This is a genomic window from Alphaproteobacteria bacterium (genome assembly GCA_016870095.1).
Lineage (GTDB): Bacteria > Pseudomonadota > Alphaproteobacteria > Paracaedibacterales > VGCI01 > VGCI01.
Map to the genome: position 1 here is coordinate 24965 of VGCI01000011.1, position 26028 is coordinate 50992.

The 26028-nt window shown below is 39.2% G+C and carries 14 protein-coding genes and 1 tRNA gene; 5 read left to right on the forward strand and 10 right to left on the reverse strand.

All coding sequences use genetic code 11. From position 1 onward, the window contains the following. Positions 1-437 precede the first annotated feature (437 nt). A complete protein-coding gene (locus FJX03_07860) occupies positions 438-938 on the reverse strand; it encodes an HIT domain-containing protein (GenBank protein MBM3633595.1) in 501 nt (166 codons plus the stop codon). After that, a complete protein-coding gene (locus tag FJX03_07865) occupies positions 914-1564 on the reverse strand; it encodes a YqgE/AlgH family protein (GenBank protein MBM3633596.1) in 651 nt (216 codons plus the stop codon). Before FJX03_07865 ends, FJX03_07860 begins: the two co-directional genes overlap by 25 nt. Before the next feature lie 79 nt (positions 1565-1643). Between FJX03_07865 and FJX03_07870 the strand changes: the two genes are divergently transcribed. The 3 genes from FJX03_07870 (at position 1644) to FJX03_07880 (ending at position 3567) form a co-directional block, all read left to right on the forward strand. Beyond that, positions 1644-2126, forward strand: coding sequence for a peroxiredoxin (locus tag FJX03_07870; protein MBM3633597.1), 483 nt, complete (start codon positions 1644-1646; stop codon positions 2124-2126). Positions 2127-2128: 2 nt separating this feature from the next. Further along, positions 2129-3352 carry a threonine ammonia-lyase gene (locus tag FJX03_07875; protein MBM3633598.1) on the forward strand — a complete coding sequence of 408 codons (1224 nt, stop codon included), beginning with the start codon at positions 2129-2131 and terminating at the stop codon, positions 3350-3352. A gap of 139 nt (positions 3353-3491) precedes the next feature. After that, a tRNA-Lys gene (locus FJX03_07880) sits at positions 3492-3567 on the forward strand. A 360-nt stretch (positions 3568-3927) separates the two neighbouring features. Here FJX03_07880 and FJX03_07885 read toward each other — a convergent pair. The 6 genes from FJX03_07885 to FJX03_07910 form a co-directional block, all read right to left on the reverse strand. Next, a complete protein-coding gene (locus tag FJX03_07885) occupies positions 3928-4200 on the reverse strand; it encodes a transposase (GenBank protein MBM3633599.1) in 273 nt (90 codons plus the stop codon). Positions 4201-4976: 776 nt separating this feature from the next. Beyond that, positions 4977-5729, reverse strand: a complete 753-nt coding sequence (locus FJX03_07890) for a hypothetical protein (protein MBM3633600.1) — start codon at positions 5727-5729, stop codon at positions 4977-4979. Beyond that, complete coding sequence (locus tag FJX03_07895) at positions 5729-12733, reverse strand: hypothetical protein (protein MBM3633601.1); 7005 nt, start codon at positions 12731-12733, stop codon at positions 5729-5731. The genes FJX03_07890 and FJX03_07895 overlap by 1 nt, the downstream gene beginning before the upstream one ends. Before the next feature lies 1 nt (position 12734). Further along, complete coding sequence (locus FJX03_07900) at positions 12735-14921, reverse strand: hypothetical protein (GenBank protein ID MBM3633602.1); 2187 nt, start codon at positions 14919-14921, stop codon at positions 12735-12737. 160 nt (positions 14922-15081) lie between these two features. After that, complete coding sequence (locus FJX03_07905) at positions 15082-17439, reverse strand: hypothetical protein (GenBank protein ID MBM3633603.1); 2358 nt, start codon at positions 17437-17439, stop codon at positions 15082-15084. A 161-nt stretch (positions 17440-17600) separates the two neighbouring features. Further along, positions 17601-19289 (reverse strand): hypothetical protein, encoded by a 1689-nt coding sequence (locus FJX03_07910; GenBank protein MBM3633604.1) that lies wholly within the window; start codon positions 19287-19289, stop codon positions 17601-17603. Positions 19290-19354: 65 nt separating this feature from the next. On the opposite strand from FJX03_07910, the gene FJX03_07915 reads away from it, so the two are divergent. After that, positions 19355-22663, forward strand: coding sequence for a tetratricopeptide repeat protein (locus FJX03_07915; protein ID MBM3633605.1), 3309 nt, complete (start codon positions 19355-19357; stop codon positions 22661-22663). 44 nt (positions 22664-22707) lie between these two features. After that, entirely contained in the window at positions 22708-23964 is a 1257-nt protein-coding gene (locus tag FJX03_07920; GenBank protein MBM3633606.1) for an FAD-dependent oxidoreductase, read from the forward strand. Positions 23965-24475: 511 nt separating this feature from the next. On the opposite strand, the gene FJX03_07925 is transcribed toward FJX03_07920, so the two are convergent. Next, entirely contained in the window at positions 24476-25360 is an 885-nt protein-coding gene (locus FJX03_07925) for an ankyrin repeat domain-containing protein (protein MBM3633607.1), read from the reverse strand. A gap of 10 nt (positions 25361-25370) precedes the next feature. After that, positions 25371-25670 (reverse strand): hypothetical protein, encoded by a 300-nt coding sequence (locus tag FJX03_07930; protein MBM3633608.1) that lies wholly within the window; start codon positions 25668-25670, stop codon positions 25371-25373. Between the last annotated feature and the right edge of the window lie 358 nt (positions 25671-26028).

Consider the following 26028-nt stretch of genomic DNA (forward strand, 5'->3'; position numbering starts at 1 on the left):
TTACTTTATAATAATTTTTATCACTTTGTATAGGAATTGAAATGAGTATTGATAATAAAGAATGGTTGTTAGCAACTAATGATTTCTCTCTTTTGGGTTTAAAGTTTCTATATCTTTCAAACGGTGGGGCAATAGTTGCAATTCTAAGTAATATTAAAATTTTTGAGAAATGCTATTACATAGTTTTTTGGCCTATAATCAATTACATAATTGGTTTATTTCTAGCGTTTATGAGTAATTTTTGCGCCTATTTTTTATATAGAACTATTCTTTTAAATAAGCAAAATAATACAAATAAACCGTACGAATGTTGGATGCATTTTGCGGTTATTTTTTCAGTTTTAAGTTGTTTAGCTTTTTTTTACAGCTCATATATATTAATAACGACTTTCTTGTTTCCATTTTGTAAGTAAATATAATTAACAAAATAATATGAGTTAATCACAAGTAAGGTCTTGAATTCGTTGGATCATTTTGTGTTCGAGATAGGGTTCTGGCGTTCCATAATTTAAAACAGAGTTGGGCCAGGCATCATCATTTTCATATCGGGCAATAATGTGAATGTGAAGTTGACGAACCCGATTTCCTAAGATTTCTATATTTATTTTATGGGCATGAAGATGTTGCTTCATGTGTTCACTCACTTGCACAATTTCACCCCACAATAAACTCTGATCTTCTGGGGTTAGGTCAAATATTTCTACCAGATTTGAACGACGTGGTATGAGAACAATCCAGGGAAATCGACAATCATCTTTTAATCGAACCTGACAGAGGGGGAGATTCTGCACAAGAATGGTGGATGACTCCAGTTGGACGTCTAGATCAAAATAATTATGAGGTGTTATGGCGCTTCTCCTTATTTCCTCGATCTTATATAAAATAAAATCGTGGTCAAGGGGGGAATAGGGGGTTAGGCGTGACCAATCTCGAAAGATAAACCTGCGGGATCAATACCTAAACTTGCCAAGGCTTGACGCCATTTATTGTCAAGATCGGTATCAAATATGAGGCTTGCAGTTGCATCGATTGTTAACCAGCCATTTTCTTGAATTTCATGTTCCAGTTGTCCTGAACTCCACCCCACGTAACCTAAAGCGAGAAGGGTTTGTCGGGGACCCTCATTTATGGCCATGGCGCGTAAAATATCTAACGTTGCTGTCATTGCAAAGCCATTTTCAATGAGAACGGTTGATTCACTAACATAATCACTGGTATGGAGGACAAATCCTCGACCCACTTCTACAGGACCGCCATAATGAATGGGAACAGAATTATTTATTTCTGTGATTTTGACTTCCATTTGAGTCAGCAATTCTTCAAAGGTGACCGCAGGCAGGCCTTTATTAACAATAAGCCCCATAGCCCCTTGAGCATCATGTCCACAAATGTAAATCACGGCATGAGAAAAGCGTGGATCTGGCAAGAAAGGCATAGCAATCAATAGCTTGCCCGTTAAATCGTAGTTGTCTTTTAAGAAATAGGGGGCCTGCTCTGTTGCCACGATCGATTGTCTTTCTGTTAGTCTACCTTCTTTATAGTTTACCCCCCAATTCCTTTCCATACGATTAACGTGGCCCTTTCCTTCGTAGCTCAAGGAGGATATGCTAAACTTGATAAAATACTAATGAGGAGTTTCTTTCATGACCATTAAAGTCGGTAATCCTATTCCCAATTCAACAATAAAACAAGTCACAAGTGATGGTTTCCAAGATGTTAATATGGAAAACTTATGCAAAGGGAAAACCATTGCAATATTCGCTGTTCCAGGGGCCTTTACGCCTGTTTGCTCGACAATTCACTTGCCGGGATTTAATAAAGTTATGGATCAGTTTAAATCGAAAGGTATCGAGGTTGTCTGTCTTTCTGTCAATGATCCCTTTGTTATGAAAGCTTGGGGTGATTCAACAAATTCACATCCAGATATGGCCTTATTGGCAGATTGGGATGGTCAGTTTACCAAGGCCGTTGGGCTTGAATTTGACGGGTCAGGAGCCGGATTGGGCTTGCGATCGAAACGCTATAGCATGCTTGTGAAAGATGGTGTTGTAACGGTACTTAATATTGAAGATAGTACTGGCATATGTGATAAAAGCAGCGCTGATCGTCTTCTCAAAGCCCTTTAATAATGGCCACAGAAATTACCCTGTCCCATATTCAGCAAGCTGCAAAAGCTTTAAAGGATGTGGTTTTATTGACGCCGACTCTCTTTTCGCCATGGTTGAGTGAGAAGACAGGCGCGAGTGTGTTCTTAAAGTTAGAGAATTTGCAATTCCTGTCTTCTTTTAAAGTGCGAGGGGCATTTATCAAATTATCGCAACTTTCAGCTGATCAAAGGCAAAAAGGGGTGATTGCCATGTCAGCAGGGAACCACGCTCAAGGTGTGGCATATTTTGCTCGATCTATGGGGATAGCGGCCACGATTGTCATGCCTAAAAGTACACCTTTTGCTAAAGTTGAAAGCACCAGAAGTCTGGGGTGCACCCTTATACTTGAGGGTGAAAATTTAACCGCGGCTGGAACTTTTGCAGCCGATCTTGCCAAACGAGAAGGGCTCACCCTGATTCACCCTTATGATGATCCGGATATTATTATAGGACAAGGGACGGTTGCCCTCGAAATGTTGGCTGAAGTTCCAAATTTAGATGTCTTGGTTATTCCGATAGGGGGAGGGGGATTGGCGTCTGGGATGGCCATAGCCGCTAAAACTTTGAATCCAAAAATTGAGATTATTGGCGTGCAATCTGCCTATTGTCCCGCGATGGCACAAATCCTCTATCCCACTCGTAAGTTTCCAGCTCTAGAGCTTTTTTCCTCTCCCCTTGCGGAAGGCATCGCTGTGAAATCTCCCGGGATCATCACCCGAGAGATTTTAAAGAAATATTTATCCGATATTTTGATTGTCACCGAAGACCAAATTGAGGCGGCTATTGAAGATCTTTTAATCCATTCCAAACTTACTGTGGAAGGAGCGGGTGCTGCAGGTGTTGCCGCGTTAATGGCCTATGCTCCCACTTTTGCGGGCAAGAAAGTTGGTATTGTAATTTGCGGGGGCAATATTGATTCTCGCATCCTATCGTCTCTGCTTCTTCGGGGGCTTGTGCGTCATGGCAATCTTGTACGCCTAAAAATTGATATTAATGACGCGCCGGGAGTATTGGGCCAGATATCCAAAATTATTGGCGATACGGGAAGTAATATTTTTGAGATCAGTCATCAGCGCCTCTTTAACCACATAACTGTCAAGATGGCAGAACTGGATGCCGTTGTTGAAACTCGTGACCAGGAACATGCCAAAATTATTATTGAAGCCTTGCGAGAAAAGGGTTTTCATACCCAGATGATAGATTAAAAAAATTTGGACATTCCCCTTTTTTTGTTTTTGTTTTTAGGCTTCAGATACCTACCTTTGATAGAGTTCGTGTAAAAACTTGAAAGAGGGGTCTTTTTTTGTCGACAAAGGCGTTTCGTTTCTGCTATTTCACAAGGGGGGGCGCTTAGCTCAGTTGGTAGAGCAGCTGACTCTTAATCAGCGGGTCGCAGGTTCGAATCCTGCAGCGCCCACCAATCAAACAGCGGATTTCATGGAAATAACTTTTTCAGTCCCAAACAAATTGTCGGCAAATTGTCGGCATTAGGCGAAATTCCACAGGGAATGCATAAATATCTAGAATACAATTTCCTTCCATTTTTAGATGTGAAACTGAAAGAGGTTTAGATGAAAATTTTCTCAATCATTTTTCCTCAAAGCCCCCTGAACTATCCTCTTTTTATAAAACCTCCGTTTATAATGTGCAGGCTTCTGTCAAGCCCCCAGCAAGTGGTCCATTTTTTAAATTAGTCTTTCCTGTTAACGGAGTGAGCTTATAGTACTTTGCAACTGGCCAGAACCATTGAATAAATTCTGGTCTTTTGAGACTGAAGTGATCACTTTGGGGCAGGTGGTTTATAATTCAGTGATTTATGTGGCCTGACCTCATTGTAATGGTAATGCCAGTTTTCGATTAATATCTTAGCCTCTCTCAGGGTATAGAATATCTCACCATTCAATAATTCATCCCGTAATGAATCGTTAAATCGTTCATTATACCACTTTCCCAAGAACTTTCCGGTGTTATGTAAGTTATCTTTCACCCCAACTTGGGTAAGCCACTTTCTCACCTCCTTAGGTAAACTCAGCGCCAAAGCAAAAGCATTCATTGGAAAAGTTGGCGATATAAGTGCTTCTAATCATGGCAGGCATTAGCAGCTTGGCTAGATTTAGTCTCTCAATAATACTCTACCGGTTAAAGTACAGCTGGGAAGAATAAGTAAGCGAGAAGAAAGGTATTTGCAGTCTCTTCTTATTCCTGGAGCTCACTCTGTTTTGAAAACTCTTAAGCATAAAAAACAAGAAAGCTTATCGCCTTTGTTGACATGATCCAAAAATGTTGCTGATCGTTGAGGCCACAATAAAAGTATTGTTGCCTTTGCCAATAAGATGACTCGGATTGTATTGGCTTTATTATCCTCGGGATATTGTTACCAAGATAACTACAAGAAGACAGCTTTGAAGAAGGCAATTGCCTCAAACAAGTGTAAAAGAAAGTGTTAATAAACAGGAGAGTTAAAGGAATACCTACCAGGTGAGCACGAAAGAATATAACCTGATGGGGAAGAGTCAATCCCTTTTGCAGAATTCGCGAATATAAGGGCTTATATGTAAAGCCGCTTATATGAAGGGATACAGAAGGTTCGAATATCCATTAGTTCCAAGAGAATCAATAACACCTCTATAAAAAAGGCCGGATGCATGACTGATGCTTTATACTACATCAAAAAATACTTCTTGACTTGTGCGGCAGGTCCATGCATGACCGTGCCCTAACAGCTTGATAATTTGGTTGCTGATCCCCAAACAAGGAGGCGGCCGCAACTATGGGGCCGGCGGTTCGAAGATATTACCTGTTATATGGATACAAAAGGAGAAGCTAAATCTAAAGACACAAAATCATACCACTTGGCGCCAAGACCTCGCGAACATAGGGGATATTTTCTGGTTCCACCCACCAAGTCGAAACCGTCTCAGAAATTTGTTTCAATTGACCACGTTCTGTTGAGGCTTGCACCCAATCTTGGAATCGATGACCATTGATCAGTCTATTCAAATGCGCCTGACTGAGGACATTAAAGGGATAGATATCGCGTAGGTCACCGGTTTGATAACCTTCTTTACCTCTATAAACATCAAGCCACTTGGAAATTCGCTCTCTTTCTTTACCGTGTTCTGGATTCTCATAAGCAAGTTTTAAACCCTGAGAGAAGCCAATTGCATACGCATCTGGGCCATGTTTTTCATCACGCATAAATCCAATCCCATACTTTGGGGAGCATAATTGACAAAGATCAACGAGTAATTGTTCTAACACTCCATAAGAAAAGGGAATTGTGTCTTCATCAAAGCATAAATATGTCGTTCTATGATCAATGGAAAAATAGGCCATTAGCATCCAATTATAACTTGTTTTTGGTTCTCCCCCCCCATTAAAAGAAATAGTTTCTCTTTCATATCCTTCTTTTTCTAGCCTTTGCTTTCCGTTATTAAAAAGAACATATTTAGTTTGTGGCGAAAAACCTATGGTATTAGGTGGGTACCCATTTTTGGCCATCCACTCTTCCCCATACGCAACCCACTCTTTAATCTTAAACTGAGTCACATCAAAATCATATAGAGCCAAACATCCAATCATTATTTTGGCATTCCTTTTTTATAATCCCATGTAGGAATTTTCTTAACATCTACTTCCAATGTTACATCATTTGGTTTTAATTGATCACGAACTTTTAAATTTCTTCCCCTTAATACGTCTTCAATATCACTCTTGGACTGTATCTCTGTCGCTCTCATTTTTTTACCATCTTTTGAGACAGCTAGTACATCAGGAAGTCGGTTGCTTTCTAATTTTGTATCAATTCCATGTGCTCTCAAAGCCTTATGGTAACCGTTATTGAGATATACGGCACCAATCTCAGGATCCTTAGCATCCCTAATCGCTTGCTTTGCCGACTCAAGGGCATGGCCTGGTGTTTTTGTTTTTTGGGCATTTCCTTGAATTTTTAACTTCCACTCTTGACCTGGGCGAATTGTCAAAGAGGATTCTTTAGAAAGTTGTTTGGTTGTCCCTGCTAAATCTAGAGCTTCAATATTTTCTGATTTTGGTGGAATTCCGTGTTTGTCCGCTCCTGGTTTTTGAGGAATATTGTGGTTTGCCTTATTACCTTTTACTCCTTTTCCTTGTATCATTCTGGTTCCGTTGACCATAAGGGACATAACAGCACCTTCTATGCCGTTTTGTTGATAAGATGCATAAATTTCGTCGGCAACGCCAATTGCGTCAAAAGCCGGTCCAATTTTTGTTCCCGCTAATACAGTAGGGATTACATCCAGCAAGATAATCTTTGCAGCTGCTTCCTTGTCATTGTTTTCACATGCCTCAACAAGCCTTTCACATATTCCGTATACGCTATATATCTTCCATGCAGTCATTCCAACCCAAAATACAGCAGGCAAAAAATTATTCTCAATTGCATTGGTCGCTGTACCAATAGCAATATTAACATCTTGTTTTGTTAGTAAGGCACTTGTGGCAGCTATTATTTTACTCAAATCTGCAGCAATATCTGCCTTATTGGCGTAAACATCCAACTCTGGCCTAGAAATACTTTCTACTTCTTGATAACTCAAGTCAGAGCCTTTTGCCTTTCGGGCGGCTTCAATTTTCTTAATCAATGATGGTTTATCTGGTGCAAGAAGATCGGCTACAGTTTCGGCAACAAGCGCTCCAATAGCTCCTGCAAGAGCCCCTTTTGCAATGTCTTTGGCTAATATTCCTCCGGTCACACCTCCTAAAAAAGCATGAAGAAGCTTATGAGAAACAGCATCTATGTCTTGCGTATTGATATTATAAGCTTCACCAAGTTTATTGGCACCTACTCCCCCAATTACACCAGCTGCCAAACCCCGAAGACCTTGCATCAGGGCTTCATCCAGATTTTCACCCCCCAGAGCAATACCCATACCGCCACTAATAGCACCTTTCAAAAGGTTTGCTCTTAAGTGTGCTGTAATGCCGGCACTCATATCTACCTTTGTAATGGCTGCTAGTTTGGAAGCACTTGTTTCAATGCCCAACTTATCTCCAATACCTGCCGTTAAACCGGCAGTCATAACAGAAATGCCCATCGATTTCAAAGTATCGCTGCTTGCAAGGCTTTTTGCAGCTTTAAGTACATTCCCTTCATTGCTTAATAGGGCAAGAGCAGCTTGTGAACACACAGAGGTAAAAGCGGCAGCTGTCATGCTTGAAACAACAGTTCCAGTAGTTGTTAAAGTAACCACTCCTGCTGCGCTTGTGGTAGTTAAGCCACCAGCTGTGGTTATCATGCCCCCTAAGGCAGAACCTGCTCCTGCTGTGCAAATACTCACAGCCAAGGCAACAACAGCTGCAAGTGCCTGCGTCGGACCTTGAGTTTTTTGAGATTTAACGTGATGAAACTCTTCCAGAATATCATAGGTTAATTTTCCGTTATGATTATCCAATTGTTTCAGAAAATCTAGAGTTTGGCCTTGAACAGATTGAACGATAGTCTCTCTCGCTTTGATCTCAAGTTTTCCGTCAAATTTAGATGCCGCAAAGGTTCGATGCTCTTCCACACGAGATTGTTGTTTTTGCCAAGCAACGCTTTTACTCGAACTCATTGAAGACGAAGAGGAGTGATTCGTTCCTTGAAGAATTTTAACAATCCCCGTAAGGGCTGCAAGAGTTGTTTTGGGAGTGTGACTTGCAAGATTTGTAACGGCAATATCCCCACCAGAATCAATATCTACTGATACTTTGCTCGACAGATTCGCCCCTTGAGATCGAGAGTCAATGCTACTTGTATTTGTCTTCTTCGTGCTCTTTAGCCCATTGCCCTTTTTCTTGGAGGATGATTCGTGTTCATGAGTATTGTTAACATCATGAATTACTACCCCTTGTCCCCCTTTAATTAATACAGTTTCTTCTGCGTTAACTTTTGGAGCATGGAGATCCTGGTATCCTCCAGCCACAGAAGTAAAAGCACCACCTGTTTCGTGGCAAGACACTTCGTGCTCAACTTTTTTATCCCGCGTGTTGGTGTTCTTTTTTTTCGACTTTGTCTCGCTTATTTCTTGAGATTCAAGAGGAAGAGAAGCGTCAACGGTATGTTGACCTGCATTTAATGAAGTTTCCGTTCCAGATCTCGTTTTAACTGCTGTAAATCGAATGTTTCTACCAGCAAGTATGTCCAGTTTTTTTCCAACTTCAGCGCCAGCTTGGATTTTTTTGTCTCTGTAATTCTGAGATTCTCCTTCTCGATCCACTAAAGAAGTTAAGAGAACATCTTTACCAGCTTCAATAGCAACATTTCCAGTTCTTCCTCTAATAAGGCTGCCCTCAGCGTTGACGTCCCCCTCATTGGCTGTGAGATAAACATCTTCAAACGCTTCTAAAAGCGCTCGATCAAGGTTAATATTTTCTTTAAGTGCTTGAAGATGAATATTTTTTCCCATTATGGAATCCGAAACATCAATTCCCGTTTCTGATACAACCTCAATGGAACCAGAACTTTTTAATGATGCGTTGATGGCAACTTTATAAAGTGCTAAGGCAACATTTCGATGCCAAACGGTCGGTAGATTCAAGTTTAATGTTAAATCACGAGCATCTATACAAACGCTGTCACAGTGCACCAATTCATCGATCAGTCTTTTGACGCTCTCAATGCCATTTTCATACTTGGCTAAGTGAAGTTTGATCAAACCAGCGGTTATTTTGCTGGGATCAATCTGGGCTTCTGGAGCCCTTAGGTTGAACTGTTCATTAGCTTTTATAGTCAGGTCTCTAAGATCGGGCTTCCCCTCTTTTACTTCAATTGAAGCCACATCTGCTGTTAGCGAACTATTCTTGGCAGCCATTTGGTCTGCAAGGAGTCCCAAGACAGGTGCCTTAAGTTGGGCATCTTCAAGGCTTATACTCTTTGCTTTATTAACTAGGCTTTCGGTAAAAGCCGCATCACCTCGAAACTTTGTCGATTCATCTATAACAAGGAATGCTTTCTTCCCACCCAATTCTCCATCTTGAACAAGGTGCTTCGCACGAGCTTTTAGATCTTGAATATTTACGGAATCTTTAAGGTGCAATGTATCTTGCGAATGGAGAAGAGCTTCTTTTGCCCTAGTTTCTCCTCCGAGGGCTAAATTATTTCCATCAACTGTAAGCTTATTCAGATCTGCATTCCAGGTAGTCGCGATATCATCACATTGAGCTGCTAGGGTGCCATCACTATTAACGACTCCCCCTAAATTCGCAGTTTTGCCGCTAAGATCAATGTCTTTTGAATTTGTATCTCCTGAATGGTCAATATTTTGATTTGCAACAACGGTTGTTCTCTCTGCGGTTGCTTTCCAAGACAAATCAGCGCTTTCGGCTGCAACACCAATATTTTTTGTTTGAATATCTGCAGAAATATTGGCTAAGCCGCCTGTTTTAAATGTTGTCTTTTCTAACGCTATGGCCTTTTCACCAACATTCAGTGATTTTGCTCCCTCCATATGGAGTTTGTCTGTCATTTCAACATTAGCTGTTGATTTTAGATGACCTGGGGTTACCGCGGTTAAATTCTCTCCTTTTTTATCTCCAGCAAGCGCCATCTGACTTTCAGCCGTATATTGGATGGTTTTTGCCTGATCATTTCCAATGGCTTCTAATTCTCCACTGGCGTCCACCCTTAACAGATTGGCAACTTCTGCATTCCCTGATTGTCTTACATCTTTTGCCTGCACACTATGGTTGTTACTTGTCACATTTGCCGTAACACTAGCTAAGCCATTTGATTCAATGTGGCTATTGCCTTGAGACTTGATTTCACCTCCTATTGACGCTTCATTAACACCCCGTAAAAGCGTCAAGTCTATTGTCTTGAGATCCGCCTCTGACTTCAAACGATTTTGAGCAATAGCTACAAAAGTTGATCCCTCCTTGGGACCTGCAAGGTCCATAGTATTGCCAGCAGAATAGTGTTGATGCTTAGCCTTGTCTGCTCCAGTATTCTCAAGGTCGTGTCGGACATTTACTTCCAAAGCAGCTGCTATATTGTTTTCCCCGGTCATCTTTGCATCAAAACCCTGAATTCCAAGGTTATGAGCTTTAATTATTGCAGATGTTGAAACTGCACCATTGGAATTCAGATATACCGTTTCACCTACTTTAAGGCGGTCAGTAACTGCTAATGATTCGTTTCCTTGAAAAAAAGCGTTGCCAGTAAGATTTACGTTAGCAGCTATATTTGCTGAACCTTGAGAAACAGACACTAAACTACCACCCGTCTTGTTGCCAGACAGAGAAGTATTCCTTCCAGCAGAATATTGAAGGATAGTGGCTGTATCATCTGATGAAACATCAAGGTTTCTATGAGCTACCATGCTTAAATGTTCAGAAATATCATTATGACCGGATGCACCTAAGTCTTGCCCTTGAACATGAAGCGAACGACTTTGAATCACACCAGTAAGTAATCCTTGTCCTTTTGTCCTGATGTCCACCGCTCCACAGTGTTCCTGGCTCCCCCCAACTCTTACGGAATTTTCACCGCTTAGACTTACTTCTCTGGCATTCTGTATTGTTGCATCCGTTTGCAAGGAATCCCTTGCGGTTGAAACGAGTGAATCCGCATTAATAGTCTTATGGAGGCCGACAGTTTTACCCTCAAACTGTGCATGTGATGCCGTTGTTTGAGCATGATGAGAAAACGTACTCTCCGCTTGGGCTTTGATCAGTTTAACCAGCACCTCCCCAGATAAATTCACGTTTTCACCCAAAAGAAAAAACTGCAAAGCTTGAGTAAGCCCCATATGAAGAAGTTCAGGAGCTTGAAGGGTCAAACAATTCTCAATCGTATTAATTCCGTCAGATGTTAGGAACTTCCCGCTTCTTAATAAGGCATCTTTTACCGTGAAGCGACTTGACGGTTCTTGAGTTAATATTGTCCTGGTTTCGATATTGGCTCTGTCAGCCACCACAGATCCACTTAAGGATGCCGTATTGCTTTGAGCATGCAAATGTTTGGTACTCAACTCTTGCACGTTTAACTGTAAATGATTTTCAAGATTGATTGAGGTCAGGTATCCACCTTTTAAGATTCCGTTTAATACAGCATCAACCCCTTGAATATCAATTTTGTTTTGTTGAAAATGGTCAACGAGCTGAGTCGAACCAGAAACGAGTATGTTTTTGCCATGAAATTTCATTTCGCCTGTATAAGATGAAACTTTTCCTTCTTGACGAAGGCTCGGAGCACTCAAGAATACCCCATTTCCCTTTAATAGGCTGAGTAACTCCATTTTTTTCTTATATTCGTTAATTTGATAGGGCAGAGATGATTGCGGTTTTGGTTGTTCAGATGTTTCTAAGGTAGGGCCAACATCATATTGATTATAGGGAAGCTGTGACTCAGGAACCTTTCGTACATTTATATTTCCTTTATGAACCAAGGTTGATTGACTATCGAGCATGACTTTAGAAGCCGCCGTGATTTTTGCAGCCGATCTGCCCTGTACAGCATCTGTTTCAAGTCTCATTTTTGTCGTCGTAAAGAATCGATCTCCCTCAAAGACAAATTCATTGCCAAAATAGGCAGAGTTACATTGAATAAGCGAAATATTTGGAGTGTAGAGATTTCCCAAATTGGAATATTTTCCTCCTTGGAAACGATGTAAGACACCCGCAAATATTCGGGAATTCTTATCACCTTCAAAATGATCTCCCATCAATTGAACTAATCTTTTTGATCTCATGGCCCCTTGGTTCGTAAAAGACCGAAACCCTGGCTTATCTTCTGGTGCGGCTTCAAAGAGCGAAACGCCTAAAAGAACATCTTGTTCGGCTTTAAAATCTCCTTTCTGTCCATTGTGTCCTTCTTGAAAATCTAAATGAATCGACTGTGCCCATGTAGATTGATTGTTATTAATGCGTTTACCTTTTAACAATAAATCCGATAGTCCTCGAAATGATCCTTCGAGAGTAAGATCCCCTTTACGACTCCATCCTTTCCAGGGAGCGTGGGAGGCGATATTTCCATCTAAGGAAAGGCTTTCGGCATCAAAGGTGGCTTCTTGCGAAAAAATCCCCCCTAAGACTTTTAAAAACCCCTTTGTCACAACAGTCAGCGGTCCGTAGGCATGAGAGCTAATTTGCTCTGACAAAGCGCTCAAGATTGCGCTTTCTTCTACTCCCGGTTGATTTTCTTTGTCTAGTTCTGATTGCGATGAAAACCGGCCATCCAGAACGATGGGGGCTTTACCACCAATAAATTGAAGATGACCCTTCTCAGAACTCACCATCCCAATAGGCTTTTCTCCATCTAAAAGAACGAGTGCTCTGTCAGCTTTCCACAAATCAGGATCCAAGGCTAAAGAATACAACCCCTCTTTGTTGGGACTAACCTGAAGGATGGAAAGACCAGATTCAGCAGCAAGAGCGTTTTTTGGGGATACCAAAATCGTTCCTTCTTTAACCATCGCTTCCATCGCATCAACAGGCATGGCATACATGACTTGAAGGAAAGAAAGAAAATAAACCAGAACACGATAAGAGAATGCCTTCAACTTACCCATAAGGATTTGCTTTAGTGGAATTGACATATCCATTTTATTTTCCTCTTTTCTAAATGCCATTTTAATTCACAATGAGCTTGAAATTTTGCCTTTTAAGAGCTTCAAGTCGAGCTTTGGTTCCAACGCTAATATTCCCATCCTTTATTCCAAGACTCAAAACCGTGAGGGTTAAATTGTTATTAAGACCATCAAGTAAGGTGAGAAAAACTGTCTCATGAAAACTCATTCTATCTAAATATAGAGACTTTAACGTGCGATTCTGTCCTAGAGCGATTACGCCTCTGATCGTAATTCCAGGATTGTTGGATAGCGAAATATTTGTGAGTTTTGTATTAAGCGCCAGGGCACATACCTGATCATCATTAACTCCAGCTTCGTTGGCATAAAACTTCTTCTCGGTGTATTCATCTGAAAATGTTTCAAGCACTTTCCTATCCATCCCCCTAATTGTCGAACATCCCCCGACGTTAAGGCTGAATATTCCCTTCTTAAGATCAAAAATTCGATAAAGGTCTGCGGCCAAAATTTGGGTGTTTTGACAAGATAATTTTTGAAGGTTAGCTGCACTCCTCAATGTTAATCTATCCAACCTTATTGAATTGTCTGCCGAGAGCTCGGTGAGTAAGGGCGCTTCTAGACTAATTTCGAGAAGCGAACCCATATCATTAAGCGTTAACATTGTGAGCTTTCTAAACGTTACTGCAGAAGATCTCCCCCCCTCTTTCTTGCAAAACTCCACAATACCTGTTGTTGAGAGATTTAGAGCCTCTAATGCTGGATTTTTATCGGAAAGGTTCAACACAGAAGCGTTGGTAATATTGCTACAACCTTCCAAATTGACATCTCGCAATTGTCCTTGAATTAGAGTTGAAAACAAACTGTCTATTAGCCCCTTACAATTTGGTAAGTGAACTGTGGTCAGATAAATAGCAAAATTTCCAAGGGCAGATAATGATATAACTTGATTATCTGCTGAAAGTGTTGAAATTCTACCACTATTCACAAGTGTTTCCAGATACTGAGTATCTTGTTGGCAACTCCTAATCAATGTCAGAAGGCTTGGATTCTTCACAGGAGCATCAGACAGAGCTAACAACAATTGACTATCGGCCATCAAATTCCGCCCTAAGACTTCCACAGAGCTTAGGTTGGGAAATTTCTTTGTAAGGGAAACAAGCTTCACAAACTCATTTGGATCTCTTGTGGGAGTGCTGTCCCCAAGAAATGTTAGAGAAGTAAGATATGGTGAAAGAAAATTACTATTTATGAGTTCTTGGTATAAATCCTGCCTTTCTTCAGCAGAACTGCAAGCAACAGAAACAGGCGGCAGAAGTTCTACAGAACCAGAGTTCGTATTTTCAAAGGAGTATTTAAACTTTCTATTTCCATCTTTTCGAACAAGTTCTTTAGTTTCAATCGAATAAAAACCTTCATCTAAGAAATCCCCATCAAAGTCCTTGATTTTATATCCATCCGATAATTTTAGTGTTTTGTGTGTTTTTAGAACATATTGAACCTGTAATGGGTTTGTTCTTCTTGATGGAAGTCCGAACTTATCAATAGGATGCCATTGTTCACTATAAACTCGAGTCAGATAGAATACTTTCCCATCACTATAGAGGTAAGAACTTGGTAGGAGGTGTGTTTGACAAGGAGATGTGTCATAATATTCACCAAGTTCTTCCGTGTCAGGGGATAAGATCATTGTTGTGAGAACGTCTCCGTGTGCCAACTCTTTTGATGAGTATCCATGCCAATCTTCAAGGCCATCAATATCAAGAATTTGAACGGGGTATACAAAATCTTTACAGACGGTATTTGTTTTATATAATTGCGCTCCATCAAAATATCTTTTTTGGGGACTGAAATAGGTTTTTACAGAACTTGGTACGACTGCATGACGAAATGATTCCTGTTTTTTCCCATTTTGTTCAACGACAGGTACTTTTTGCTGATCGCCGTTAACATAGTATTTAGAGGCCGTAATGGTGGTGACATGATCTACGTCATTGTGAGAAACGCCAAATTCCACTTGGTGCTGATAGCGAACTTGAGGCTCCTCAGCATCTGGCGTATATCTTTCACTCGCGAGATGTTGTATCCTTTTTACCCATTCATTAGCGTCGGGTTCTACACCCTTGATTGAGTGAATATTTGCCCCTATCAATGCAGTAAAAATTAGAAGTTTAGCCTTTACTTGAAAAAATCTAAATTTGTCTTGCATTTGAATTCTTTTCTCTAATACCATTGGCCTTCTCCTTAAATTATACAATTTTGTTCATTTGTTCACGATCGAACAGATAAGGAAAATAAATCTGAAGATCCCGGTTTTCCTAGTGTTTATTTAGACTCAGGAGATTTATTCCTCCTGAGTCATTCATAATGTCTATTCTTTCTCAATCAATCCCTCATAGATTAGGGAATGATCGAACAAATGGGTTCGCAGCAGTTTGTGCATTGTAGGCATCTCTATATTCCTGCTTTAAAGCATCCCCGTTGAGAGGGATTTGTAGAAGTTGATTTAATTGACCGGCATCATTTAAACCAGGTGGAACAATCCCAGAGGAAGCCCGTTCCGGATCTCGAGCAATATAGCCCCTATTTGTTATAGTTTTCTCAACTGGTTTAGTAGGGCCTATATGCAAAGTCTGATTCTTGAAAAGTGTGTATTGTTCTGTGCCAATAACAACCTCTCCCTGACAATGCCTTCCATGTGTCCCTCCCACACCTACTATACCGGGATCTCCATTACCCCCTGCTTGAGCAACAGCATTTTGAATCGGGTTATTCCACTGACCGTCAATGAGAACTGTGCCATTTTTCCCAGCTAATCCACCTCTCCCTCCTTGCCCAGAATTTTGCCCAGGAGTTCCGTCGGTTCCTTTGTCTCCATAAAATTGGTGGGTTTCCCAGAATCTTCTTGACTGGTTATTCCCAAGTGAGTATTCACCATTATCTTGAGATGTATTTGTGATTGTTAATAAAACCCCATCATTCCCTGCGATACCGTTTGCACCATTGCCACCATTGCCCCCACGTCCTCCATTGCCCCCCATGGTATTAACCGTAAGAGCATTAATATTCTCATATGTATGGGCTTTTCCATAAAAATGGCCTCCATGTTGACCATGAGTTCCAGGTAATCCGGGTTGACCTACGCCCCCATTAACGCCAAGAACTCCCATAGCTCCATTATCTCCAACTGTGCCATGGGCTCCTGATAGATTAAGGATTCTTGCTGGGCCGACTACGCGTAAGTGAGGAGACAATAAACATGTTAGTGTTCCCGGGAATCTAAGGTCTGCATCAATTAGAAGGGTGTTGAAACTATAAACTTTCAACGTGTTGATGGGATTATTATTTCCGCTAGCTCTCAATTGGGCTACAGCTCTATTGACGTCGCTTGTTCCCAGAATCGTACCTCTTAATGTTAGAATGCCATTCCCATATTCATAGGAAGGAAGAATTCCTTGAACATTAGCTGCAGGGGCAGCACTTAAGGAAGTCACTTGCTGAATTCCACCGTTAAGTGCCGCTCCCCAAGCTTGAGTATCATAGTTAACTGCATCGTTAATCCTTTTTAGAAAGGTAATCGTATTAATCCTAGCGGTAATACGATCTGCTTGGAGTAGTCCATTGAGTTGATTGCTAAAATTCAAAGGGTTATCGGGGGAAATTTGTTGAACAATCGTATTGAGTTGTCCTGCAATATTTCCCATTGCTGTTCTTAAAGCGGTGATGTCGTTTGGGGCTAGATTGATTATCTCTTGCATACAATGATTTGTTATCAATCTTACTTCTTCTATTCTTATATACTCTGCAAGAGATGCATTAAGCCTTAACCCTAAATTTCCAACAAGCTCCCGCGCTTGGGGTGTAACGGCAATGTTCACTCTGGGATAAGCAATCGGATTGGTGTTTGCAATCAGATTATTTAGAATCCGCAGGCGATCTGCTGGTCGGTCATAAGCTCCTAATTGAGTTGGTTTGGAGAAAAACGAAACTCGAGTTGCGCCATTAGCCGCAAGGAATCTTATAAGATTGATGACTTTTCCATCTCGATTGGTGTTTAGAAGATTACGATGGTTTGCATCCGCTTCCTGTAAAACTTCTTGGAAAATTGTTTCTGGTAAATTTGTGTGTTTAGTGATGACAACATTAAGCCCTTGTTTCAACTGATCCATTGATTCAAACATATCAACTAATCTCCCGAATTTTTCGGAAAGGTTCTCATACCCTGGTCCATCAAGGTCATTTTCAGCCAGAGCAAATAATACTTTTGCATTTGCTTGATTCTGAATTAATTGATGAGCAAAAATAGCATTCAGAATAACTTGTTGAGGTCCTTCTGGATCATTATTTCCTGGAAAATCGAAAAGTTTGAGCCTATTTTGTGGATCATACCACATACAAGGTTCTAAAGTACCCCGCTCACCTGTATGACTGATTCTAAAACCCGGCAATAGATTATTTGCATCAACATGGAGTCTTAACTCTCTGGGATTTGCCTGTTCTGCTATAATCGGTTTGTTCGCTAGAAGATGGTGTAGAGAAGTTTTGCCAATTCTAGGTGCTCCGATAACCACGACTGAGCAGATTGCGTCTGGATGAACTTCAGCAAAGTCTTGGACTCTTTGTTGGACTCGATTCACAGAAGCCTCCAGGGCAGCGGGATCAACAGCTCTTTCTGCTGCTAAAATGCTTTGTGGGTAGGATGTTAAAATTCCACCCAAAAGAGTTAATGTGATTAGTGATTTTTTTTTCATCTTCTATTTTCCTTTTGTAAAATTATTCTCATACTTTCCTGGTTGTTAATATGCTCTAAACACAAAGCCGCTCTTTAAGTCGTTGGTATTCTATAAGAAAAGTTTTGCCCCTCATTGGATTACCCCCGATCTTGCTTCTATAAGGCTCCGTATCCATTCTCCTATTGAAGATTAGGGAATGATCGAACAAATGGATTTGCCGCTCCTTGCGCATTGTAGAAATCGCTATATTCCTGCCTTAAAGCATCCCCGTTGAGAGGGATTTGGAGAAGTTGATTTGATTGACCGACATCATTGAAGCCTTGCGGATTAATCCCGTTTGGAGCAGATGCTGGATTTCGGGGAAGATGGGCTCTTACTACTGTATAATGCTCACCGTTTTTTTGCCAATCACCCCTTCTGGGTTTCCAGCTATTTTCTTTCTTAGTGCCAGTGCAATGCTGTCCATGTTTCCCCCCCATACCTGCTACACCGGTAATTCCATTATCCCCCTCGGTAGCAACAGCATTTTGAATTGCATTGTTCCATTGACCGTCAATGAGAACTGTGCCATTTTTCCCAGCTAATCCACCTCTCCCTCCTTGCCCAGAATTTTGGCCAGGAGTTCCATCGGTTCCCTGATCATGATATTCCCAAAATTCATCTATCTCCGGGTATTTGCCAGATTGATAACGAACACTCCTATTCTCAGTTACTTTAGCCAAATTTCCATCAATCCCTGGAATACCATCTGCACCATTGCCACCATTACCGCCACGTCCTCCATTACCACCCGTGGTAAGAACAGAAAGACCATTAATGTTTTCGTAAACACTAGAAAACCCAAATAAATGGCCTCCATGTTGTCCGTGACTAGCTGGCGTACCTGGAAGGCCGGGTCCCCCATCCTGACCATTAGCACCATGTGCGCCACAAAGGTTTATGATTCTTTGCCCAAAGACTCGAGTGTGAGGCGAGATTAAAGCTACCAAAGTTCCTGGAAGCGTCAAGTTTTCGTCAATCAGCAGAGTGTTCAAACTAAATACCCTTAAGGCAAGAATTGGTCGTGTATCATGTTGGTTGATCCTTGCAACTAGTGCTCGATTAACATCACTCGAGCCTAGTAAATTCCCTTTTAATAAGAGAGTACCATTACCGTACTCACATTGGGGTGCTACTGTGAGAGAAGTAATATTTTGAATCGTTACTCTAAGAGCCTCAGCCCAAGCTGCAGTATCATAGGTGACTGCATTGTTAATATCTCTTAAGAATTTCAGAGTGCAGATTCTGTGGGACAGATTGTCCACATGGAGAATGCTGTTCAAACGATTCGCAAAATCCATTGGATTATCAGGAGTAGCAAGCTGAGTGACAGTTTGAAGTTGTCCAAGGAGATTAGCAAATTCCGCCCTCAATGTCGCAATAGGCCCTAGAGGGAAATGGCTAATTCTTTGAGTACAGTGGTCGATAATCAGTTGTGCTTGTTGATTTCTGATATAGTCTGTCAAAGAGGTATTGAACCTTTGACCTAAAGTGCTAACAATTTCTCGAGCTTGAGGCGACACAGAAACTCTAATAGTTGGGGTGTTAACAGGAGTGGCATGACCCAAATTCCTAAATATTCTTTGGAAACAGTTGGGATTTTGGTAGGCACCTACCTGAAGAGGTTTCGGAAAAAAGGAGACACTTGTCGGTCCATGGTTTGCCAAGAAACGAACGAGCTCCATAACACGAGGGTTCCGATTTAAGTGATTCTCATTGTCACCTTCTGCTTCGTCCCTAACATTTTGAAAGATTGTATCTGTCATGTCAGTTTGCTTCGTGATAACAACATTAAGAGCTTGAGTTAATTGGCCCATAGACTCAAACATATTAACAAGTTTTCCTAATCGATCCGCCAAATTGCTATATCGAGGTTCGTCGAAGTCAGTTTCTGATGATCCGGAGCGTCTTCGAGAAAAAGCTAAATGACATTTCAGCTCAAATTCGCCAAAAACCCCCTTCTTTTACAATTTATTATTGGCAAGGAAATGATGAGTGCTCAGCACTTGTACAGCAATTCGAAACGCATCTAAAACTCGCAGGTATGTTAGTCACGGTTCAAAGCCTAAAGGGCTCATGCTCTTTAGACTCCTTTATGGAAGAAACGAGTAAGAGCTCAGAAAAGCACCATCGGTATGTAATTCCCAAAGCCCTTCAGACTGAGCTTAAAAACAAACAAGTAGAGAATAACTTGCTGATATCTTCACTCACTTTTGAAGAATGCGAAAATTCTGATTCTCTCATATTTTTAAAAGAGAATACAAAAAATGCTCTTACACCCTTTTATTTTTCAGAAACATTTTCCACAGTTTCATTGGGAAATGGAAGCACCTATTATCATTCTTTCATCAAAATCCTAATGCACCTTCTTCCAGAGAATGATTTTGAAGACTTTCTAGTAAAGATTCAGCGTCATAACGGCGAAACTGGTGAATCTATTGTATCAAACTCAACTCAGTCTTATCTGCCAATCCAAAATACAAAATCATATTTTGGGAATCTTAAAACTGAATTTCTTAATATTCTTTATCAAAGAAAATGGCAACTTAGGTTTCTAACTTCCCTTCTACTCATTATTCTTTCAACTACTTTTTTGGGGGGGAGTATTTTTTCCATAAAGAGGTCGCCAATCCGGGAAGCTTCCGTTCGGTCTGACTTACCTATCCCTTCTAAACCCACATTTTTGAATAGAACCGATCTTATTGCTGAAATTTCAAACAGTTTTAAGGATACACCTGAAATCCAAACTATTGCTATTATCGGACCCGGTGGTTCAGGGAAGACAACACTTGCTCGTCAATATGCACGCTCTCAAAAATCACCTATTGTTTGGGAAATAAATGCTGAAACTCAAGAAAGTCTTAGGAATTCATTTGAAAATTTTGCTTATGCTCTTTTAAAAACGGATGAAGAAAAAAAGGTAATGCGCGAGCTTCAAGGTATTAAAATGGCAGCGGAAAAAGATAAGAAAATAATTCAATTGGTAAAAGATTCTCTGAAGTTACGAACAGGTTGGTTGTTGATCTTTGATAACGTAGAAAAATTTAGCGATATTCAAAAATATTTTCCCTCGGACCCAAATGTGTGGGGAAATGGAAAAGTGATTCTGACCACAAGAGACAGTCATATTCAAAATAATAGCCAGATACAATTAGCCATACAGGTAGGGGAGCTAGAACCGTCGGAAAAATTAAATTTTTTTTTAAAAATTATGAATCATAGTTCTGGGCCTTCCTCCTCTCTTTCTAACAAAGGGGAGATAGAGAAGTTTTTAAATAATATACCCTCTTTTCCTCTAGATGTTTCTTTGGCAGCCCATTATTTAAAAGCAACTAGCACTTCTTATGAAGAGTACTTAATGCTCTTGAAGACAAGTAATAATGAGTTTTTAGAAATGCAGGAAAATGTTCTTAAAGACTCAACCAACTATACGAAAACTCGTTATAATATTATTGCAACTTCATTAAAAAAATTGACTAATGCCAACAAAGATTTTTCTGAGTTATTGCTCTTTATAAGCCTTATAGGCTCTCAAAATATTCCAAGAGACTTATTGCACAGATGTAAAGAAAAAACTATTGTTGATAATTTTATCTATCATTTAAAAAAATATTCACTGCTGACTGGTGAGGATAGTTTATCATCGCAGAATAATACATTTTCTCTCCATCGAAGCACGCAAGCGATTATTTTACCCTATCTTTTAGATGCACTACCTCTAGAAAAAAGAAACGAATTATTGAAGCGCATTACAAGAATCTTTGCCTATTATATAATTGATGCTGTAGATAAAGAAGAATTTTTAAAGCTAAAATATTTTGTAAGTCACATTAATGTTTTTTTAAGTTTTACAAATCTTATCAACGATGAGTATAAGCACATCATTACTAGTGAGTTAGGTATAATATATTATTATGAAAACAAATTTGTTATTGCAAAAAATTATTTAGAAAATAATATTGAATATTTTAATAATTTACAAAATATTAATCACTCTAGAATTGTAAGGTTATCAATATATTTGGGTAGTGTGTATTTTAACTTAGGAAATTATGAGAAAGCTAAAGATTATTTTGAAAGAAGTGTTGTTATATCCAAAAAACATCTCCCAAAAGACTATAAATTATTTTCAATGGCCTTAAATTCTTTAGGTAATTTTTATAAGATTTTAGGTAAATATGAAGAATCTAAAAAATTATTAGAAGAAAGCCTTGCAATTTATGAAAAGTATTTACCACAAAATTTCAATGATATAGCTAGTACATTAACAAACTTAGGAAGTCTTTATGCAATTCTTGGTGAACATACAAAATCAATAGAATTTCACCAAAAAAGTCTAGATATTTTGGAACAGAATTTTCCTGAAAACCATCCTGCCGTTCCTTTGGCATTAATACATTTAGGAGCAGTATACAGAATTACGGGAGATTACTATACATCGAAGAAATTGTTAGAAAGGGCTCTTAGAATTTCTAAACTGCACTTTTCAGATAATTACAATTATATAGCCCGCACTTCTTGTCACCTGGGAAATGTTTATAGAAAACTTGGATACTATGAGAAAGCTAAAGTACTTCTTGAACAAAGTCTCAAAATTTATGATCAATATTCTCCCGACGACTATGTTGGAAAGTCTTGGCCTTTAGCGCACCTAGGCATTCTTAATTACAATATTGGCAATTATGATAAAGCAGGTGATTTGTTAGAAAAAAGCCTTGTTCTTCTCAAGAAACATCTTCCAGAAAATCATATTGAAATTTCTTGGGTTCTTGCCCATCTAGGCATCGTTAATCGAGAAATAGGTAAGCTTGAAATATCCAAAAGTCAACTGGAGAAAAGCCTCGCAATTTATAAGAAATGTCTTCCCAATAATCATGTTGGAATTCCCTGGGTTATGATGCACTTGGCAAACACGTATAGCAAAATGGGGTATCATGAAAAAGCCCGAATTTTACTTGAAGAAAGTGTCCAGCTTCATAAAAATATATTCAAACAGGATAATATAAGACTTTCATGGGTCTCGGCACAACTGGGTAATATTTATTTGCATTTAAAAAATTACGAAAAAGCAAAAGCCTTAATTGAACATAGTCTTGAAAATCATCAAAAATACTATCAAAAGACTCATCCCAAAATTGCTTGGATGAATTCGCGCTTAAAGGTTGTTAACAAAGAGCTCGAGTTAATCAATAATAGCCAATGACAGTTTTTTAACCGTTTTGATAAATTCAACTTCAGGAGAGTGCCATGATTAATTTAAAATCCTTTATACACAAACGACCATTAAAATTTTTCATTACATTAATTGTAACTTTTTATTCAAATTCCCTCATTCTAGCGGAGGAAGAAGAAAGTAAAATAGTTACGCACTATTATAAGGCGCCCTGCTTAGATGTAGATAGGATACAAAAGAAAGGAATTTGTGTTCGTCCAGGGCATAAAGAACCATATGATCTAGGATTTAAATCTCATGGTGGCCAGCTTGTAATTACGACAAGTGGTTTTGGGGGATCAGGGATTACAATAGGAGAGGGGGCGGTAGAATATCAAATCGAACGCTTAGAAAAAGAGATGGGTAGTTTTCTTAAGCATGGCAAGGAAACTGAAATTGCGATAGTCGGATCAGGACTAATTGGAAGTTTATCAGCGTTGCACTTAAAAACGCGTGGTTATAAAAATATAATCATGATAACAGACGAAATGACTGCCTCAGCGACACCAAATGCGGGTGGATTTATTGCAGCTTCCATTGATAGCCAGCATCCGGAATCTCTTAGATATAAAGAATTCTGCATTAAATCTTTTAAAAGATTTTCCCAATGTACCAGTGGCACACACCCTTTTATAGAGGATACCGATGAGACAGTTAGAAGATTACCTATTTATCGTGTTGGGGGTAAAAGCCCAGCCCTAGAAACTTATGTAGAAAATGACCTTATGTCTCCGGGGTTTGAAGTAAGGTTGCAAATTGAAGATACGGATAAATCTCACAATATGTACTGTTATAAAGATGGAATGTTTGTCAATACTGCTCATTTTCAATCTCTTCTTCATAAACAACTAAATAGACATCAAATTGTTATTAAGCAACAGCACATTAACTCCTTTGACGAAATTTCTTCAAAAATCGTTTTTAACTGTGCTGGAGCTCTGGCAGGAAGATTAACGGGAGAAGAAAATAGGTATGCACCAACTCTCGGCCATTATATGCTTCTTTGTAATCAGGATAAAGACTCAAAGGGGCTTGGTTATAATAATAGTATATTAATTGCTCCTGGCAATGAATTCAAAACTCCAACTGGCTTAGTTGGCCGAAATTTCCTTAATCTTTTTCCTAAAACAAATATTGGAGGAAAAAACGGGGAAGATTACCAAGCTTTCTTGGGCGGTAGCTTTATAGAAAATGTTAAGCTCGATGATAAGGGATATGTCAAGAAAGACTATGAATGTTCGGAGCAGTTTGATCATATTTTAGAAAATGCACGTATGTTCTTTGGTTCTTAGAGTTATGCCAGTCATCAGTAAGATACTGTCCTGACTTCTTAGCAGGTCAAGAAAATGAGGTAGGATCTATATCAAAAAGTAGGCAAGATATATCGAAAGAAACTTGAGACCAATCAAATTATGGGACATTTTATAGAAATTGAGATTTTTCTTGGCAATAGAAAGATAGTTGCAAAAGTCTGTTGGGAAGTTGGAATTACCGAACGATTTAAAGAATTTTTTGCGAGATGAATTGTTGAACGTTGAGACATTTTATACCCTGACAGAAGGTAAGACTTTAATCAAGATCTGTTGCTGCTATTCCAATGAGGTCAGGTCTCAAAGCTCTTTAAATTAAAAACCATCTGCTCTTAAAGTAATTTCATTAGCCTCAAGAGGCTTGAGTTTATTCAATGAGGTTGGCCGTTGTAGGGAACAAAAAGTTCTCTCCATTAATTGGGAAGACCAATTCAAAAAAGCCCCCTACTGGAGGCTTAACACTTCTTTCTCATTAGAACTACTGTGGGAATGCTTATTGCATTGTACACCCAGGCGAGAAAGTACTATCATTATAGCTCTTGTTAGATTTGGGCGCAGTAAGAGGAGACGTATCAACGAAAATTGTATTTATTTCTTTAGCTGTTATTAGACCTGAAGGTTTTGCTTTTTCAATCTCAGTTTTTCTTAATCCATATCGTTCTAATAAGTTAATCATTTTTGAATTATTATCGCAGACTTCTTTTGTAAGGTAATCGATAAATGTTAAATTAACCCCGGGTCTTGTCAAATGAATGCTAGCACCATTCATAATTAACAGTTCTAAAATTTCAACATTACCAAATTTTGCAGCCAACATTAGCGGCGTTTCACCCTCAATATTAAATATGTCTATATTCGCGCCGCGCCTAATTAAGACTTTACATAATTCAAGATGATTATTTCTTGCTGCCACTCCAATAGCATTCCCCACATTATTATTTGCATTTATATCTATGCCCCTATCCAGAAGCGATACACATTCTTCTAAATTTCCATTTAATGCACTCACAACAAAGTCTCTTTCACTAGAATATTCACTTTGGTATCTGGTGCCAGCCAACTCAACCATGTATTTATGGTGATCTTTATATCTTATTTTATTTTTCCATTGTTCTTCTTCCGCTTTATCTTTTCTTCTCATCTCAAACATCTTGTGATTAATATCATTTTTGGAAAGTGAAAGTATTCCCTCCAAATTATCATATCGACCTGAATAGGTTTCAGATATCATAAATACAACACTTATTAACCCTAAAAATATATTTTTTATTACTCGCACAATATTGTTTCCTTTTTGAAATAATTTAGAATCTAAGCTCTGCGGTACATTCCGGTTTAATTGGCGCAACTCTACATTCCAACCCGCAAGTTTATTCATTTATCAGACCTTAAAGACCCTCTCTAAATTGACTATCTTTATACTGAACAATTAATTCCGAAGGTATTGAATGAGTTGTTTTATGTTGACGCAGATAAGACGCGTCAACATAAACACCAAATGGATCATGCTGTCTAAAACCATATTCATTATAAAATGGATTATTCTCAAACTTAGCAGTATCGTAAGATAGTCCAACAAAATATCTGGCACCTAAAACATCATGTTCATCCAATCTTTGGACAGATTGAGAAAGATTACATAGCGTGCAAAATATGACAATTCGTGTAAGTAGAGTTATTTTTTTCATGATAACCTTCCGTTTTTTACGACTAAAAATTATTGTAGTGTTTAAATATTGTCTACGCTTTACTTGTTTTTTTCTAAAGAGACAAATCTGTCAACCTCTCGAAAACTCGTAAGTGCTTTTATTTTTTTTGGATCAATACTATTGCTTTTTGCTCTCCTCAAAAGTTGATTAGCATATTCCAGAAGTGTTTCTTCTTTAGGATCTGGAAATTGTATAACCTCAAATCGACTTTGTCAAGCCCCCCACAATAGGTCCAGTTTTTAATTTAGGATTTCTGTTTAATGGAGAGAGCTTATGTTTCCCTGCAACACAATAGAATCATTGATTGATCTATGTTCTTTCGGTGCTGAAGCTATCA

Coding starts and splice junctions, on each gene's coding strand:
- FJX03_07900 (MBM3633602.1), bottom strand. CDS start 14,921: ATGGTATTAGAGAAAAGAATTCAAATGCAAGACAAATTTAGATTTTTT.
- FJX03_07890 (MBM3633600.1), bottom strand. CDS start 5,729: ATGATTGGATGTTTGGCTCTATATGATTTTGATGTGACTCAGTTTAAG.
- FJX03_07915 (MBM3633605.1), top strand. CDS start 19,355: ATGATCCGGAGCGTCTTCGAGAAAAAGCTAAATGACATTTCAGCTCAA.
- FJX03_07885 (MBM3633599.1), bottom strand. CDS start 4,200: ATGAATGCTTTTGCTTTGGCGCTGAGTTTACCTAAGGAGGTGAGAAAG.
- FJX03_07895 (MBM3633601.1), bottom strand. CDS start 12,733: ATGGCATTTAGAAAAGAGGAAAATAAAATGGATATGTCAATTCCACTA.
- FJX03_07910 (MBM3633604.1), bottom strand. CDS start 19,289: ATGTTTGAGTCTATGGGCCAATTAACTCAAGCTCTTAATGTTGTTATC.
- FJX03_07905 (MBM3633603.1), bottom strand. CDS start 17,439: ATGAAAAAAAAATCACTAATCACATTAACTCTTTTGGGTGGAATTTTA.
- FJX03_07875 (MBM3633598.1), top strand. CDS start 2,129: ATGGCCACAGAAATTACCCTGTCCCATATTCAGCAAGCTGCAAAAGCT.
- FJX03_07865 (MBM3633596.1), bottom strand. CDS start 1,564: ATGGAAAGGAATTGGGGGGTAAACTATAAAGAAGGTAGACTAACAGAA.
- FJX03_07925 (MBM3633607.1), bottom strand. CDS start 25,360: ATGAATAAACTTGCGGGTTGGAATGTAGAGTTGCGCCAATTAAACCGG.
- FJX03_07930 (MBM3633608.1), bottom strand. CDS start 25,670: ATGAAAAAAATAACTCTACTTACACGAATTGTCATATTTTGCACGCTA.
- FJX03_07920 (MBM3633606.1), top strand. CDS start 22,708: ATGATTAATTTAAAATCCTTTATACACAAACGACCATTAAAATTTTTC.
- FJX03_07870 (MBM3633597.1), top strand. CDS start 1,644: ATGACCATTAAAGTCGGTAATCCTATTCCCAATTCAACAATAAAACAA.